The 14,811-nt window shown below is 54.1% G+C and carries 14 protein-coding genes and 1 pseudogene; 7 read left to right on the top strand and 8 right to left on the bottom strand.

Annotation, left to right across the window (positions count from 1 at the left end):
- Window positions 1–23: 23 nt before the first annotated feature.
- The 7 genes from IE054_RS06760 to IE054_RS06730 form a co-directional block, all read right to left on the bottom strand.
- Window positions 24–1,448 carry a soluble NSF attachment family protein gene (locus IE054_RS06760; protein WP_189404609.1) on the bottom strand — a complete coding sequence of 475 codons (1,425 nt, stop codon included), beginning with the start codon at window positions 1,446–1,448 and terminating at the stop codon, window positions 24–26.
- Window positions 1,449–1,472: 24 nt separating this feature from the next.
- A complete protein-coding gene (locus IE054_RS06755) occupies window positions 1,473–2,768 on the bottom strand; it encodes a hypothetical protein (RefSeq protein WP_229805025.1) in 1,296 nt (431 codons plus the stop codon).
- 21 nt (window positions 2,769–2,789) lie between these two features.
- Entirely contained in the window at window positions 2,790–3,362 is a 573-nt protein-coding gene (locus IE054_RS06750; RefSeq protein WP_229805024.1) for a hypothetical protein, read from the bottom strand.
- 265 nt (window positions 3,363–3,627) lie between these two features.
- Complete coding sequence (locus IE054_RS06745; protein ID WP_189404607.1) at window positions 3,628–4,953, bottom strand: sugar MFS transporter; 1,326 nt, start codon at window positions 4,951–4,953, stop codon at window positions 3,628–3,630.
- The gene (gene nagA / locus IE054_RS06740; protein ID WP_189404605.1) at window positions 4,950–6,095 is read right to left on the bottom strand and encodes an N-acetylglucosamine-6-phosphate deacetylase; all 1,146 of its coding nucleotides are present in this window, start codon (window positions 6,093–6,095) and stop codon (window positions 4,950–4,952) included. The genes IE054_RS06745 and nagA overlap by 4 nt, the downstream gene beginning before the upstream one ends.
- A 1-nt stretch (window position 6,096) precedes the next feature.
- Window positions 6,097–7,095, bottom strand: a complete 999-nt coding sequence (gene nagB-II, locus IE054_RS06735) for a glucosamine-6-phosphate deaminase NagB-II (RefSeq protein ID WP_189404603.1) — start codon at window positions 7,093–7,095, stop codon at window positions 6,097–6,099.
- On the bottom strand, window positions 7,092–7,979 hold the full coding sequence (locus tag IE054_RS06730; RefSeq protein ID WP_189404601.1) for a glucosamine kinase nucleotide-binding domain-containing protein: 888 nt from the start codon (window positions 7,977–7,979) through the stop codon (window positions 7,092–7,094). Before IE054_RS06730 ends, nagB-II begins: the two co-directional genes overlap by 4 nt.
- A gap of 286 nt (window positions 7,980–8,265) precedes the next feature.
- Between IE054_RS06730 and IE054_RS06725 the strand changes: the two genes are divergently transcribed.
- From IE054_RS06725 to IE054_RS06715, 3 genes and pseudogenes are all read left to right on the top strand, one after another.
- Complete coding sequence (locus IE054_RS06725) at window positions 8,266–9,297, top strand: LacI family DNA-binding transcriptional regulator (protein WP_189404599.1); 1,032 nt, start codon at window positions 8,266–8,268, stop codon at window positions 9,295–9,297.
- A pseudogene (locus IE054_RS17845) lies at window positions 9,294–9,532 on the top strand (tryptophan 7-halogenase); the annotation flags it as partial. The gene IE054_RS06725 and the pseudogene IE054_RS17845, both read left to right, overlap by 4 nt.
- 277 nt (window positions 9,533–9,809) lie before the next feature.
- Window positions 9,810–11,036, top strand: coding sequence for a methyl-accepting chemotaxis protein (locus IE054_RS06715; protein WP_189404597.1), 1,227 nt, complete (start codon window positions 9,810–9,812; stop codon window positions 11,034–11,036).
- Window positions 11,037–11,095: 59 nt separating this feature from the next.
- Here IE054_RS06715 and IE054_RS06710 read toward each other — a convergent pair whose 3' ends face one another.
- The gene (locus IE054_RS06710; RefSeq protein ID WP_189404595.1) at window positions 11,096–11,317 is read right to left on the bottom strand and encodes a hypothetical protein; all 222 of its coding nucleotides are present in this window, start codon (window positions 11,315–11,317) and stop codon (window positions 11,096–11,098) included.
- A gap of 304 nt (window positions 11,318–11,621) precedes the next feature.
- On the opposite strand from IE054_RS06710, the gene IE054_RS06705 reads away from it, so the two are divergent.
- The 4 genes from IE054_RS06705 to IE054_RS06690 are packed head-to-tail and all read left to right on the top strand — an operon-like array spanning window position 11,622 to window position 14,806.
- Window positions 11,622–12,491 carry a MipA/OmpV family protein gene (locus tag IE054_RS06705; protein ID WP_189404593.1) on the top strand — a complete coding sequence of 290 codons (870 nt, stop codon included), beginning with the start codon at window positions 11,622–11,624 and terminating at the stop codon, window positions 12,489–12,491.
- A gap of 16 nt (window positions 12,492–12,507) precedes the next feature.
- Window positions 12,508–12,867 carry a DUF3019 domain-containing protein gene (locus IE054_RS06700; protein ID WP_189404591.1) on the top strand — a complete coding sequence of 120 codons (360 nt, stop codon included), beginning with the start codon at window positions 12,508–12,510 and terminating at the stop codon, window positions 12,865–12,867.
- Complete coding sequence (locus IE054_RS06695; protein ID WP_189404589.1) at window positions 12,864–13,565, top strand: response regulator; 702 nt, start codon at window positions 12,864–12,866, stop codon at window positions 13,563–13,565. The genes IE054_RS06700 and IE054_RS06695 overlap by 4 nt, the downstream gene beginning before the upstream one ends.
- 5 nt (window positions 13,566–13,570) lie before the next feature.
- Window positions 13,571–14,806: an ATP-binding protein gene (locus IE054_RS06690; RefSeq protein ID WP_189404587.1), complete on the top strand. Its 1,236-nt coding sequence runs from the start codon at window positions 13,571–13,573 to the stop codon at window positions 14,804–14,806.
- The last annotated feature ends 5 nt before the right edge of the window (window positions 14,807–14,811 follow it).

Here is a 14,811-nt window from a genome sequence, read left to right as displayed (position 1 = left end):
CTCCTGTTGCTATTCGTTGGTGTCTAAATCTTTTCGGTACATACCAGGTGCACGTCAATTGGCATGGCAGACTTCTGTACAATCAGGTCCCGGATCACTGTCCGGTAGCCGTTGCGGCTGGCTTCCAGCTTGTAACGGCCGGGTTTGAGCTGAATGACTTTTTCCGTCGTCTTACCAATATGTCCGACTCCCAGTACTTTGAGGTACGACTCCCCGTCAGAAGTCACGGTGACATCCAGCGGCGTATTTTCCCGCTCAATCAACTGCTCCACAGTGTCAATTTTCGCCCCCAGTTTAGCACTGACCTGACGCAGGCTGCTGACCTCGGCCACCGTGTTATAGGCGTGCTCGCGGATGGTGTTATCAGCCAGTCTGGCAGGCTTGTCAATGTAGGCATCAAGTCGCGCATGCGCCTTTGAAATAGCGGTGGCGGTGTCCAGCGCATTTCGAATAGCCGGCGAGTCCGGGTACGACGCGATAGCCTTTTCTGCCAGCATTGTTACCGTCTCCCACTCATCCAGCCTGGCGAACATTTGAATTTGTTCTGTCGCTGCCGTCACGCCCTGCGTATCAAGCGCCTTGTCAATCCGGGACTGCAACGCGTTAATATCCGCACTGTCGGGTCTTATCGAGCGCGCCTCATCTACTAACCGCTGCGCCACTGCCAGTTCCTGGGCATCGACGGCCGCCACTGCTTTTTTAATCAATTGTCCGAAACGCCGCGCGTTCAGCGTTTTATCAATTCGCGCGAGTGCCTCCCGGGCGTCATTTCGCGCCGGATCCATAGCAACAATGCGGGCATAAGCATCACGCTGCTTTTGCAGGTTGTTTTCAACCTTACCGACACGCGCCTGTTCATACAGGGCCTGCACGTCTTCAAACGCATCAAGACGCGCCTTAAGTGCCAGTGCGTCTTCATAGTCCGGCTTTACCTTAAGTGCCTGCCGGTTTTGCTGACGGGCACGATGTATATCGTTATCATCGAACGCGGCAGTGGCGTTTTCATAGGGCGCCTGATAGGCCTGCTGAAAGTCGCCGCGAAGCGTATCAAGCACCTGCCGTATTTCCTCAAGTGCCAGCTTTGCCTTGCTGTATTCACCCGTACCATAATCCTGGTATGCCTGCTCCAGACTCTGGCGTAGCTGGCGCGATCTGTCAGGTGCCCAGTTGACGACATGTTCAGTGAGCGCCCCGGTTAATGCCTGTCTGACCTTATCAAGCGCCTGCTGCAAAGCGCGGCGATCGATGCGCGCATCCGCCGCAGAGTCGGTCGCGGCGGTATCAGGCTGTGAGACCGGGGCAGCAGCCTTACCTGTGGGAAACATCTGATACGTGACAGCGCCCACCGCGCCGAGCATGAGCACACCCAGCACGCCGAGCGCAGTGCTTTTTATCGCGGTTTTTTTTCTGGCCCGACTGGCCGCTATTTCACTGTCGACACCTGCCATTCGTTGCTGCTCCCTGCCCCGTCGTTAAAGCTGTGTATCGGGGGTGGCTTCCATCTCGTAGATCTCGTAGAGGCGCTGGCGAAGCTGCGCGTATTGTTCGGCGGCCGTGCCCTGCAGCTCTATGGTCTGATCATTAAACTCCACAACCTGGTCGGTGGCCTGAATATCCAGGTTCTGGCCCATTTCGTCGAGCAGCTTACGCTGCGCCCCCAGCTCGCGGTTTGACTGAATCGCTTCACTCAGGCTGTACGCGGCTCCAACGCCCGCAGCGGCTGCTGCCACCTGGCCGGCCGTAGAGCCGGAATTTTTCCCCAGCATAATGGCGGCAATGCCCAGCGCGGCGGTCGCCACCTGCGCTTTGGTACGTTTTTCTTTTTCTTTACGAATTCTGGCGGCGACAGGCAGGGTTTCACGCTGATACTTACGATAAGCATCATGGGTCGTGGCGCCAAAGGTCTCATAACTGTCCTGCAGCTCATCAATAAACTGCATATCCCTGGCTTTGATCGCCTGAATGCGCTGATACATGGGGTCGTCTTCTGATGGTGCGCCATTCAGCCCGATAGCCGCATCCTTTGAAAAGAAGCCTGACTTTTCCTCGGTCAGGTAGTGCGCGTATTTTTCCGGGCTGTACATGGCTGCGTAGCGGACATCCGATACCCGCTCAATGTTCTGCTTGTCCTGCTCTGAGCGCAGTTTCAGCAAATCATAAACATACCCGGCAATTTGCTTAAACACCGGCTCATACGGGTTGTTTCCTTTACGCATCGCGTCACGGTAAAAGCCCTGACTGACGCGGTATTCAAATTCTTCTTCACCCCACATGGTGTTGGTGGCATCCATCACACGGATGCCAATTTTGACGGTTTCCGTGTCGGAATAGTTTATTTTGCCAAGCACATACACATCGGCACTGACATTCGCATTGGGGGTCACATTAATTTTACCGAAGGACTGCGTATCCCCGAGCGCTTCTTTGGTTGCCAGCGCGAACCGGTTAGCTTCCAGACGACGGACCTGCGGCCAGATATCTTGTTCCACCACAGCTTCATCATCGATGTTGCCGTATTCGTCCTGCGGAATCCCCGGATCAAACACCGGCACCGCCACATCCAGGTAAATGTCAGAGGTATAGTTATAACTGCGATTGGCATTGCCCAGGGCCTTGGACGATGCCGGCCCGGTCATAGAGGGGCCAACACGGGTCACATTGGTCTGGTTCGACGTCGATTTACAGCCGCTTATCAGCAGTGAAAACGACACAAACAGCAATGCGACGAGTCGCCTCCATTTGCCCGCACTTGTCATGACCTCATTCATACAGCTTCTCCTTCTCTCTGCCTATGACTGGCATCCGTATTCGGCCGCAAGGCCCTGCCAATGTTCTTTTTCTGCCTGTGTGGTGGCAGACGCCAGCCCCTCTTTTACTGCATCGCATACGGCTGAGCTGCCGCCCGACGATGTGCCGCGCTGCGTATCAATCCCTTTGGTTGTGTCCGTGGTTTGCTGTGGATTTTGCTGTTGCTCTGCTATCGGCACCGGTGACCCGGAACCACTGGCCTGGCCACTGCTGCCCGCATTACCTGACTGTCCACCGGCAGCCCCCTGGCCGCCACCAGCATTGCCCGCGGCATCACCAATTTTACCGGCACCGGTGGCGGCTGCACTGTTCATGCACTCGGCGGAGCGATCCAGCGCAGCAAAGAAATTCTCATCAATGAGGGCTATTTCCTCATTTCGGGTGAGTGCATCGTTATCAATATCGTCAAACTCAATGTAAGCACAGTCCTGATAGTAAACCGGCTCAGGATCGGTGGCCTGTACTGATACTGGCAGCAGTGTGCTGAGTAACGCAATTAAGTATGGCATCACCAGCCGGATGCCAGGAACGCTATATTGAGAGTTGCTATTCATACCGATCACTTATTCTGTTGCCATTCTCGCTGCACACAGTAAACCAGCCGGGCTTAACCAAGTCTGAACGACCTCTTCAAACGTATTAAGCCCGTTATGAGGAACTGACAAGGTCAGTACAGCTATTTTGCTCAGTGCATGTGCGCCACGCCGGGCTTTTGTATCACGCTTAATGATAGCCTGAATTCACACAGCTAAGTCAATCGCAACTGACAGGGAAAAGTGTAACAAGGTAAGGCGGGAAGTGATCGGGCGCGATGCGCCCTCACCAGTGACGCTTGGTATGACCCAGTGCGCCGTAGTACAGGATAAAGCCATAACATGGCAGCATCACCAGATACGCAGACTGGTTGCTGATCCATTCACTCATGCCGCCATAGATAAGTGGTAATATCGCACCGCCAGCAATTCCCATAATCAGAATGGCCGAGCCCCGGGCAGTGAATTTCCCCAGTCCATCCAGCGCCAGCGGCCAGATGGCCGGCCATACCATAGCATTCGCCAGGCCCAGCAGCGCAATCAGTGCCACACTGTCTGGTACTGTTCGAATACCCATCCAGCCCCACAACAGCGTTGCAATCACATCGCTGCTGTTAGAGGCCAGACTAATCGCTACGGTCAGTGCCAGTCCGAACAACGCAGATGCAGTCAATGCTGTACGCTGCGAAATAAAACGAGGGATCAGTATCAGGCCTAATACATACCCGATAACCATGGCTGTCATGGTAAAGGAAGTCAGTGCCGTCGCACCGCTCAGCCCCAGCCGGCTGCCATAGAGGCCAATGGTATCGCCTGCAATGACTTCTACGCCCACGTAACAGAATAGCGCCACCGCCCCTAATACCAGTTGCGGGAACTGCGTCACCGAGGTCGCCGATGACGAAGTATCAGGCGCATCACTGACCTGTTCTTCGCGAATATCAGGTAAATTAATTTTATTAAAAATGAGTGCCAGTACACCCAGTGCCAGCGCCATCCCAATATAAGGCTGGATAAGCTTCACCGACATACTGTCAATTTGCGCGGTCCGCGCCTCGCTGCTCATCTGTGTAAGTTCAAGCCGGGTAATATCCGCGAACTCGCCGAGAACCAGCGCCGTAAAGATAACCGGTGCCAGCGCCCCTGCACCTTTATTCAGCAGCCCCATAAAGGCAATGCGGGCAGCCGCCCCCTCTTTGCTGCCCAGCCGCACAATAAACGGGTTTGAGGCGGTCTGTAATATGGTCAGGCCCGAGCCCACCACAAATTGTGCCAACAGAAAGATGCTAAAATAGGTCGACAGCGCAGCCGGAATGAACAGCAGGCAGCCGATAGCAATAATCAGTAAGCCCAGCGCCATGCCTTTCTGATAGCCAGTATATTCAAGTATTCTGGCCATCGGCAGAGCCATCACTACGTAGGCAAAATAGAAACAAAAGGCAATGAACAGGGCTTCAATTTCAGACAACTGGCAGACCATCTGCAAAAACGGAATAAGCGCGCCATTGAGCCAGGTAATGAAGCCAAAAATAAAAAACAGCAAGCCGATAGCCAGAATAGGAAACAGGCTGCTTTTGTACGTATCAGGGTAGGCGGCCGCTGCGGTCTTCATGACTCACTCCTGCGTGGTAGATTAACGGCCTTACCGGCCAGCCAGGTTTGACGGATCTGTAGTGATGCGCTGTCAAGCAACAGCATACTGGCCTGTTGCCCAGGTGCCAGACTGCCCTGCTGCTGCGCCAGCCCCATAAAAGCGGCCGGTGTGGCAGCGGCCATCATGACCGCCTGTTCAAGGGTAAAGCCCAGATCCCGGTGGGTATTGATGACCGCACCCAGCATATCCAGACAGGAACCCGCCAGCGTACCATCGGCCGTTGTCAGCTTATCGCCGCTGCGCATTATTTCCCGGTCAAAAAACGGCATACGGGTCAGGCTACTGCCGACATGGGCCATCGCGTCGGTGACCAGCATCATACGGCCGGCACTTTTGGCGCGAATCGCAGCTCTGGCGCTGGCCGGGTGCACATGGTGATGATCGACAATCAGGCCACAGAAGCTGTCTTCATCCGAGAGTGCTGCACCGACCACACCGGGCGCGCGGGAGGTCATGGCTGACATTGCGTTGTACAAATGGGTAAAGCCTGATGCGCCTGCATCCAGCGCGGCGCGGGCCTGCTCATAACTGGCGTTGGTATGGCCAAGGGCCACCACCACATTCTCACTGACCAGCTCGCGAATAAGCCCTGCATCGGTGTGTTCAGGCGCGAGTGTAGTCAGTACCCGGCCAATGTCTTTGCGGCACAGTATGGCCAGCTCACGGTCGGATGGCGGGCGAATCAGCTCAGCGCTGTGCACCCCTTTTTTAGCCACACTTAAAAATGGCCCCTCAAAATGAACCCCGGCGATTTGCGGATGCTGCTGTGCGATACACGCACTGATCGCGTCGGCAGCCTTCGCCATCACGTCGGCATTATCGGTGATAATCGTTGGCAGCATGCTGGTGGTGCCATACTGAAGGTGTGCATCCGCCATCTGACAGATCCCCTCGTAGCTGGTCGTGGCATTAAACAATATGCCACCACCGCCGTTCACCTGGGTATCAAAAAAGCCGGGGATCAGATAGCCGTCAAGGCATTGGTTAAGCTCATCATCATTCGCCTGGCGGATACTGACAATGTGCTGCTTATTCACCTCTACCGTCTGCTTCTCTGCCCAGCCGGCAGATGTCAGTACCTTTTTCGCGGTAATCTTCATATCACACCGTTTTGGTTACTTTGTTGAGACCCGGCGGCGTATCGGGATCCAGTCTCATCGCCACAGCAATCGCTTCAATATCCAGATAAAAGCGCTGAAGCAGTAACAGCGGCTGAAGGCGAGGGTGCACATCGCCCCCATTGCAGGACAGCGACTGGACTTTGGCGCCGCGACGAACAATATCCTGCATGATCTCATCATGAACCGGCTTTGATGCATCGTTTACGTTCAGTTCGATGATGCTCAGCTGTTTTTCTACCAGGGTCACCGGCCCGTGAATAAACTCGGCACTGCTGAAGGCCTCGGCGTGCAGTCCCAGCACTTCTTTTAGCTTTAAGGCGACTTCCCGGCCAACCGCGTAGCCCAGCCCCCGGCCAAGCACTACAGCACTGCTGATATTCTCGAGTTTTTCCCGGGACAGTTGCTGCGCCTGCGTAAGCGTTGCAGATAATTGTGAAGACAGGCCCGCCAGAGATTGTGACAGTGCGTTATTCTGGCTCCAGAACGTGCACAGCTGCAGCAATGCTGACAACGTTGCCAGGTAGCTCTTAGTGGCAGCGACCGCTTTTTCCTGACCGGCTTTCAGCGGGATCACAGCATCTACCATCTCAGCCAGAGGCGAAGTTTCGTCATTGACCAGCGCAATGGTGTAGGCGCCGCCACGTTTGGCCGCTTCGGTCTGATTCAGAATATCGGGGCTGCGCCCAGACTGAGAAATCACAATCGTAACCGTTCCTTCCAGCTGTAAGTCCCGGCCGTAAACGCCGGATACCGACGGGGCTGCGGCGCAGACCGGTATGCCCATCTCAATCTCAAACAGGTATTTGGCATACACACCGGCATGATCGGAAGAGCCACGCCCGATAATCATAATCATATGGGGGGCAATAGCGCGCAGTCGCTCTGCGATGTGTTCACAAATCACGGCATTGTCGGCCAGTTGCCGGGCAATCACCTGCGGCGCCTGCCGGGCTTCAGTCGCCATCATTGACATTCTCATAATTGCTGTGCTCCCTGTTTGATTGATTGTTTGGCAAAGGCAATCGCACCCTGCTCCGGGCTTGACTTACATGGCTGTATACGCGCGCGAACCGATTCGTCATACCAGGGCTTGTACGTATCCGATAATCCGCCAATCAGGCACAGCGGGAGGTTGCTGTTGTCCAGTAAGTGATGCGCGATGCGACGAAGATAGGCACTGCCTTCGTCAAACAGGCTGCGTGCCACCGCATCACCGTCGGTGTTCAGGGTTACCATGGCCGGGGCAAGCACGGCATAGTCTTTTGCTTCAAAGGCGCTGACTTTCTGAATCAGCGCGCTGTCGTCCTGCACGTCAAAGGTTGCGCATACCGCTTCACACAGCGGATCTCGTGGAATCAGTCCGTCCAGTGCCAGTAACGTATGCTGTACCGCCTTCAGGCCCAGCCAGGCGCCACTGGCAATATCACCGACCAGAAAGCCGTGTCCGCCAATATCAATAAATTCGCCATTCACACACCGTGTGGCCGACGAGCCGGTGCCACACACAATGACGGCGCCGTCCTGACCGTCATGCGCGCCCAGGCAGGCCGCGTGCAAGTCACTTAACACTGACAGGCTGTCAAAGGGATGCTGCCAGTTGCTGAATGCGTGACAGGCACTGGGGATATTGGCGCCTGCCAGTCCGGCTCCCACCGTAATCTCTTTTAACTGTACCGGCAGCGTTGACGCCGCGACTGCCCGGGTGCACGCATCGACGATTGATGTCGTCGCCTGAGCCGGGTTGCGCATAATGTTGGCCGCCCCTCCTTCACCCTGACCTAGCAGCTTGCCATGCGCATCCTCAAGTCTTGCGCGACAGCGGGTTCCGCCTCCGTCAATGCCAATAAAATATTTCGTCATCATTACACTCTGTTTTTGTCCCTCTTCAGGCAGAGGGAAGTATTTCAGGCTTCCTGAACATTGTCACCATAACGCAAGATGACAACGCTGTCATTTATTGTGAAATAAAATGACAAGTCGTTGCACTTATTCGCCAAGAATAATGACAACGCTGTCATTGATTGTTAGCATTACATCAGAAGTAGTACTCTTGCAAACTCAAATTTAAACAAATGTTAAAACCTGTGTATTTTTTACGCCAAATTACATTTTAACTTACTGAAATAAGGTAATTTTTTGGAGATCGTCAGTGCCAGCAACCATTAAAAGTGTGGCAGAGCAAGCCGGGGTGTCGATAAAAACTGTGTCACGGGTAATCAATAACGAAGGCACCGTAAAGCCGGACACGCTGAAGAAAGTGCAGGATGCAATTGCTGCGCTGGATTACAGGCCCAATAAAGCAGCGCGGGATCTCGCAGGCCGTGAAAACTTCGTTTTAAGTTATGTGTACGATAACCCAAATGCCTACTATGTGATTGATATGCAGCAGGGTATTTTGCAGGAATGCCGTCACAACGGGTATGAACTGTTAATCCACCCCTGTAATGCTGCAAGTCCCGGCATTATTCCGGAAATCATGACCATGGTGGAAAGCGCACGCGTAGCGGGCCTGATCCTCTCTCCGCCCCTCTCAGAAATGCCCGACGTGCTGCAGGCACTGGATGACAAAGGGATCTGTTATGTCAGAGTCCTGTCTGGAGAGAAAGCACCAGATACATCTCTGCCCTGTGTGCTGATAAACGACTATGAGGCCGCGTTTGCGATCACTGAACACCTGATAACAGAAGGTCACCGGCGTATCGCCTTTATTGCCGGAGAACGGGAGCACCACTCGACCATCGAGCGGCAAAACGGCTATCTGGCGGCACTGAACAAACATGGTATTACGCAGGATCCTTCCTTGCTGATCGACGGTACCTACTCATTCGGTACCGGGGTACACAGTGCAGAATCGTTGCTTTCGCTGGATCTCCCTCCTTCCGCGGTATTTGCCTGTAACGACGAAATTGCCGCCGGTATGCTGTATGGCGCACGTATGAAGGGCTTTGATGTGCCGGGCGATCTCGCCATTGCCGGGTTTGAAAACAGCCCCTTCTCGCGCCAGACTTTTCCGCCACTGACCACGGCGACGCAGCCAACGGCGGATATTGCCCGCTCGGCTACCTCGTCACTGATCAGTAGCCTGAAAGTGCGTAAGCGCACTGGCAAATTAAGTCCAGCAGAGCCAGTCTATTTTGTTCCGGAGCTATTGGTTCGCGCGTCCACCCGGAGGGACGCATGACACCGCCGGCCAGGGTTGTCATCGTAGGGGGCGGCACGGCGGGCTGGATGTCGGCCTGCCTGCTGTCGAAACACTGGCCTGCATCACATATCACGCTTATATAGTCTGCCGACATCGGCACCGTAGGTGTGGGAGAGGGCTCTACGCCTTTTTTAAAACACTGGGAATCAGCGAGGCGACCTGGATGAGCGCCTGTGATGCCACCTATAAAGTAGGGATCAGCTTTTCAAACTGGTGCGGCGACTTTGACGGTGCGCTCAATGAGGTGCGCGAGCAACTGGTGTACCTGAAGCCTTCCTGGTACTGCCTGTTTGCCGGTATGGGACGGCTTCCCCGAACAAAAGACAAACCCAGACGCATCGAAGGAAAGGTCACACCATTGGTAAACCGGTATTTCCCCACTGCCTGACACACCAGTTTGCACCTTACTTGATTCAGATCACAGGGGCTGGTCGACAGGCCAGCCGGTTTCCGCTATCTTTTCTGCGACCTGCAGCAACCGCCATACTATTATGTTCCGGAACCTTTACAGCACCATTGAGAAAACCTTTTTCTTCACCTTAAACCGCAAGATTATTGGCAATGTGTTATTTCTGTTTTTATTCCAGCTGGCCAGTTTTTTCCTGCTGTACCAGTATGCCAGCGGCGCACAAGACAGTCGCGAAAGCCTGAAGTTCTGGAGCCTTGTACTGTTTATTGGCAGCGTGCTGTGTGTCGCGTTTACCATTTTTTATCTTCACTACCTGATTGTCCGCCCCGTGAAGGCACTGCTTGCATCGCTGAATAATATTAATCATACCCGCGGTAACCTCAGTGGTCAGTTGCCGGCATTTACCCGCGATGAATTTCGCGAATTATCCGACGCCTACAACCTGTTTGTTGAGAATCTGGCCGCCCTGATGCTGCAGATCCATACGCAGGCACAGCAGGGCAGCCTGGCTAATGAGGAGGTTGCACTGACTGTGCAGGACACCTATGGCAACGCCGACCGCCAAAAACAACTGAGTCACGATGTGGCAGCGGCCAGCGAAGACATCAGCAACAGCATTCAGGACATTGTTGGTGCATCGGAAACGGTTTCCGATCGTAATCAGCACAATATGACCAGTGCCAATCAGGCCAGCGATCAGTTGCAGCATTGCCAGCGCCAGATCACCCGTATCAACGCGCTGCTTTCGCAGTTTTCACAAACCGTTGACGGCTTACAGGAAAACGCCGGGAATGTCAGAAACATTCTGAAAATGGTGGAAGAGTTTGCCGATCAGACTAATCTGCTGGCACTGAATGCAGCCATTGAGGCGGCCCGTGCCGGCGAGTCAGGACGCGGCTTTGCGGTGGTTGCCGATGAGGTCAGAACGCTGTCAGCGAAAGTAGCCGATGCGACGGGCCAGATAAGCCGTTTTCTCACCGATATGGAGTCGCTGGTCGAAAACACCCAGAAAGAGTCGACCAAAGTGATGGGCGAGTCCGAAGACATGCGTGAACAACTCGACAACACAGCCACGACCTTTACCACCATGGTTGAGGATTTTGAGCGCAATACCCGCGAGATTGACAATATTCTTAGTGCGGTGGGCTCCCTGAAAGACAAATATACACATACCGAACACTCCGTCTCAGATATTCGAAAGCTCAGTGACCAGGTCCAGCATCAGATGCAGGAGGTTGATCGTCAGGCGAAGCAGGCGCAGGCGCTGTCCGGCAATACCAGCGAGCAGCTGGCACGGTTTATTGAATAAAAAAGGCGGCCGGGATGCCCCGGACGCCAAACAGCCCTGAACGGGCCAAGTAGAGCCGGTTACAGTGGATAAACAGATGCGCTGTTATCCTGCGCCTTCAGATGACGAACCAGAAGTTGGTCAGCCTGGCGCGGGCTGGCAGTGAGGATTGTCACGGCGCGTTCAGACGCAGCCGGTTCACTGGCCTTAGTTACAGTGTTATCGCGCTGCCCGGTGACGAGCGCCGTTAAGCCAATACATACTGCCAGCAGATAAGTCAGTAAATCTTTGTCAGGTCGCATTTTTGTGAGTCCCTTAACGCTTATCGTTTAGCTAACAGGCTACCCAATCACTTTTAGAAAAAACGATCGAATATGCACATATTTGTGATTAATTGTAACTGGCCCGTGTCTGGTTCCCCGGCTTCTGGTAATTTATCACCACCTTCTCCTGATGTTCCTCGGTGTGCGTGTCCAGCGCGGTGATAAGTCTGCAACCCGGACGTATTTGTGCACAATGTACCGAAAGTTTGCTGCTTATGGGCCATCATGAGGTGTATTACACTCGCGCAGCGTAGCGAGCGACAGAAAATAGGTGTGGTCAGCAATGAAACGTGGATTTGTAAGCCTGTTGGCGTGGTGCGCCTGCATTTACAGTTTGTCAGCATACAGTGCCGGTTCGCAGTGCAGCGACGGGCAGTCCTGTATCACTGCCAACAGCTGGCAACTGGGAGTGGCAGTGGGAATTGGCGGTCGTAGCAACCCGCTGGTCGACGGCGACACCATCCCTTATGTTCTGCTGCCCGATATTGCCTACTACGGCGAAACGTTCTATTTTGATAATTTAGAAACCGGCGTTCAGTTTTTTCCATCCTCAAATACCAGTATTGATGTGTTTGTGGTCCCCAACGCTGAGAAGGCAAACTTCAGTTTCTGGCACTCCGCCAATATTCTTATACCTGCCGCTACACTGAGTAGCAATGGCCTGGTCGATAAGGCGCAGCAGGAGCCTCAGCGGATATCTGTCGATGACGTGTCTTCACGGCGCTGGGCACTGGATGCCGGCGTACGCTGGCAATGGCACAATCGTAACCATCATGTGCGGCTGATGCTGGCCAGCGACATCAGCAGTGTGTATAACGGACAGCATGGCGCACTGGAATACCGATATACCACATCGCCCACCCAGCACCTGCGGATCGCAGTTGGCACGAAACTTTTGTATAAAGGAAAGGGTCTGAGTGACTATTATTATGGAATCCATGCTGATGATAAGCCAGCATCGGCTACCGTGTATACCGCTGCCGGAGGCATGCAGATAGGCGTTGATATCAGTGCCCTGTACCGTATTAACAACCACTGGCGCTGGCTCGCCCGGGTGGGCGCGCGTCGCCTGCATAGTGGTATGACAGACAGCCCGCTGGTCGAAGACAACACGGTTTATACGATGTTTGCTGGTGTAGCCTATCGATTCTAGGGAAGGATGATAAGACATGCTTCGCATACTGCTTTGTGCAGGCCTTTTAATTACCGCCTCAGCGACGGATGCAGTGGAGTGGGAGGTTCAGCCAGGCGCATGTCTGGTGTCGTCAGATGACGAATTTTGTCAGGCTGACGTTGAGGTTCAGATTGAAGGGATTACGCCGCTCCCCTGCCTGCGTGTAAACGAGAAACCGGCAGGCTGCTTTACCAGTAACCGTATGATCCTTCCGTTAAAAATTACCCGCGATACCCGTTTCACGTTGCTCTCTGCTGAGGGTGAAAAGCTCGACAGCTTTCTGCTGCCGTATCAGATCATTGAGCAACGTCCCCGACGCCGGCGGGTACGATTACCATGGAGTGTGTTTGAATGAGTCAGTCTGCTACGCTTATTCTGGTTGAGGACGACACCCGGCTGCGACACCTGGTCACCGAGTACCTTGAACAATCAGGGTTCACTGTTATTGCCCTGGCCGACGGTAAGACACTGCAACAGACCGTCAGTGCAAGTCCGCCCGATGTCATCGTGCTGGATATCATGCTGCCAGGTGAGGACGGCCTGTCGCTATGCCAGCAATTACGCAAACACTATCAGGGGCCGTTACTGTTTATGACCGCGAAAAACGATGCGGTCGATGAAATTCTGGGCCTGGAACTGGGTGCGGATGACTACGTCAGCAAGCCAGTGGAACCACGCCTGCTGCTGGCTCGCATTCAGGCGCTGCTGCGCCGCACCCGACAACGCCAGAGCGCATTAAACGCGTCTTTGCGCTTTGGCAACCTGTATATCGACAAAGAAGCACGATCTGTCACCCTTGGTGATGAAAACATCAGCCTGACCAGCCACGAATTTGATTTACTGTATATGCTGGCCGAAAACGCTGGCTGTGTTGTCCACCGTGAACATATTTACCGCGACATCATTGGTCGCGAATACGATGGGCTTGACCGTTCTGCGGATGTACGTATCTCGCGATTGCGAAAAAAGCTTAACGACAATACCCAGCAGCCCTACCGGATCAAAACTATCTGGGGTAAGGGGTTCTTTTTCGTCGCTGACGCCTGGCAATAAACAGTATGACGCGCCTTTTTTTCAGCCTTTACGTCTTCATAACGCTTAGCCTTATCACGCTGACACTTGGACTGGATCAGCTGTTTCAGCCAGCGCAGCCCAGATTAACGCCTTACCAGCAGGCCTGGTTGTCGCTGTTTGAAGCCAATCAGGATAACCGTGTCCTGCTTGACCGCCAGCTTCGCGACGCCGGTTTATCTTACTCGGTGCTCGCCGGACGTGAACTCACCACCAGCACAACCCTGTCATCCCAGCTCGAACGCGGTCAGCTTGTCCATGGTTTCTTTGATGACAACTGGCAGGTTTATGTGCCGGTTGCCGGTCAGGATGTGTTTGTCGTCCGTTTCGCTACGCCAGCCGACAAAGCCGGTAACTGGTGGCTGGTAAGTAGTCTGTTTTTTATTCTACTGGGCGTGGGAATCGCCCTGTGGTTATACCCGCTATGGCGGGATTTACGTAAACTGGTTGCGGCAACCGAGCAACTCAATGATGATGGCAGCCTTGCCGTGCCGGCTCTCTCTTCACGTTCGCCGCTGCGTGCGATCGTCCGGGCACTGGAAAAGTTAAGCACCAGGGTGACGCATCTGCTGCGCCAGCAACAGGAGCTGGCAGGCGCGGTAACGCACGAGTTTAAAACGCCACTGGCACGACTGAAATTTGCCATGGCGGACGACGAAGGTATGAGTGCCGCGCAAACTCAGGAGGCACGGCGCGATATTGATGAACTCGACACACTGGTTCAGGAGATGCTGGATTTTACACGCATGAACGCCCGCCAGCCGGACCTGCATATTGAGTGTATTCCGCTGTATGATTTTTGCTGCGACCGGGTTCAGAGATGTCTGCATCCCGTGTCGCTTAAGATAGACGTGCAAGGCGACAACCCAGAGCTTAATGCGGATGCGCACTTTCTGGCGCAGGCGCTCGATAACCTCTTAAATAATGCAGTACGACATGCCAGACGGCAGGTCGTAGTGGTGGTGGAGCATACCTGCGAGGCTGTGACTGTTCATGTTGATGACGATGGCGAGGGCGTCAGCGAATCGCAAAGGGAATCGGTGTTCAAACCCTTCTACCGTCAGGATACTGCCCGCAGCCGTTCAGATGGCGGCGCAGGGCTGGGACTGGCGATTGTCAGCCGTATTGCCAACTGGCTTAACGCCTCATGCAAAGTAACAAAGAGTCCGCTAGGGGGCGCGCGCTTTTCGCTGCGCTTTAGGTTATCCCGGGCCCAGACGTGACCGAT

Origin of the sequence: Alteromonas halophila (assembly GCF_014651815.1) — a bacterium.
Lineage (GTDB): Bacteria > Pseudomonadota > Gammaproteobacteria > Enterobacterales > Alteromonadaceae > Alteromonas > Alteromonas halophila.
Note: the sequence above shows the minus strand (reverse complement) of the source record. Positions and strands in the feature narration are given on the sequence as shown.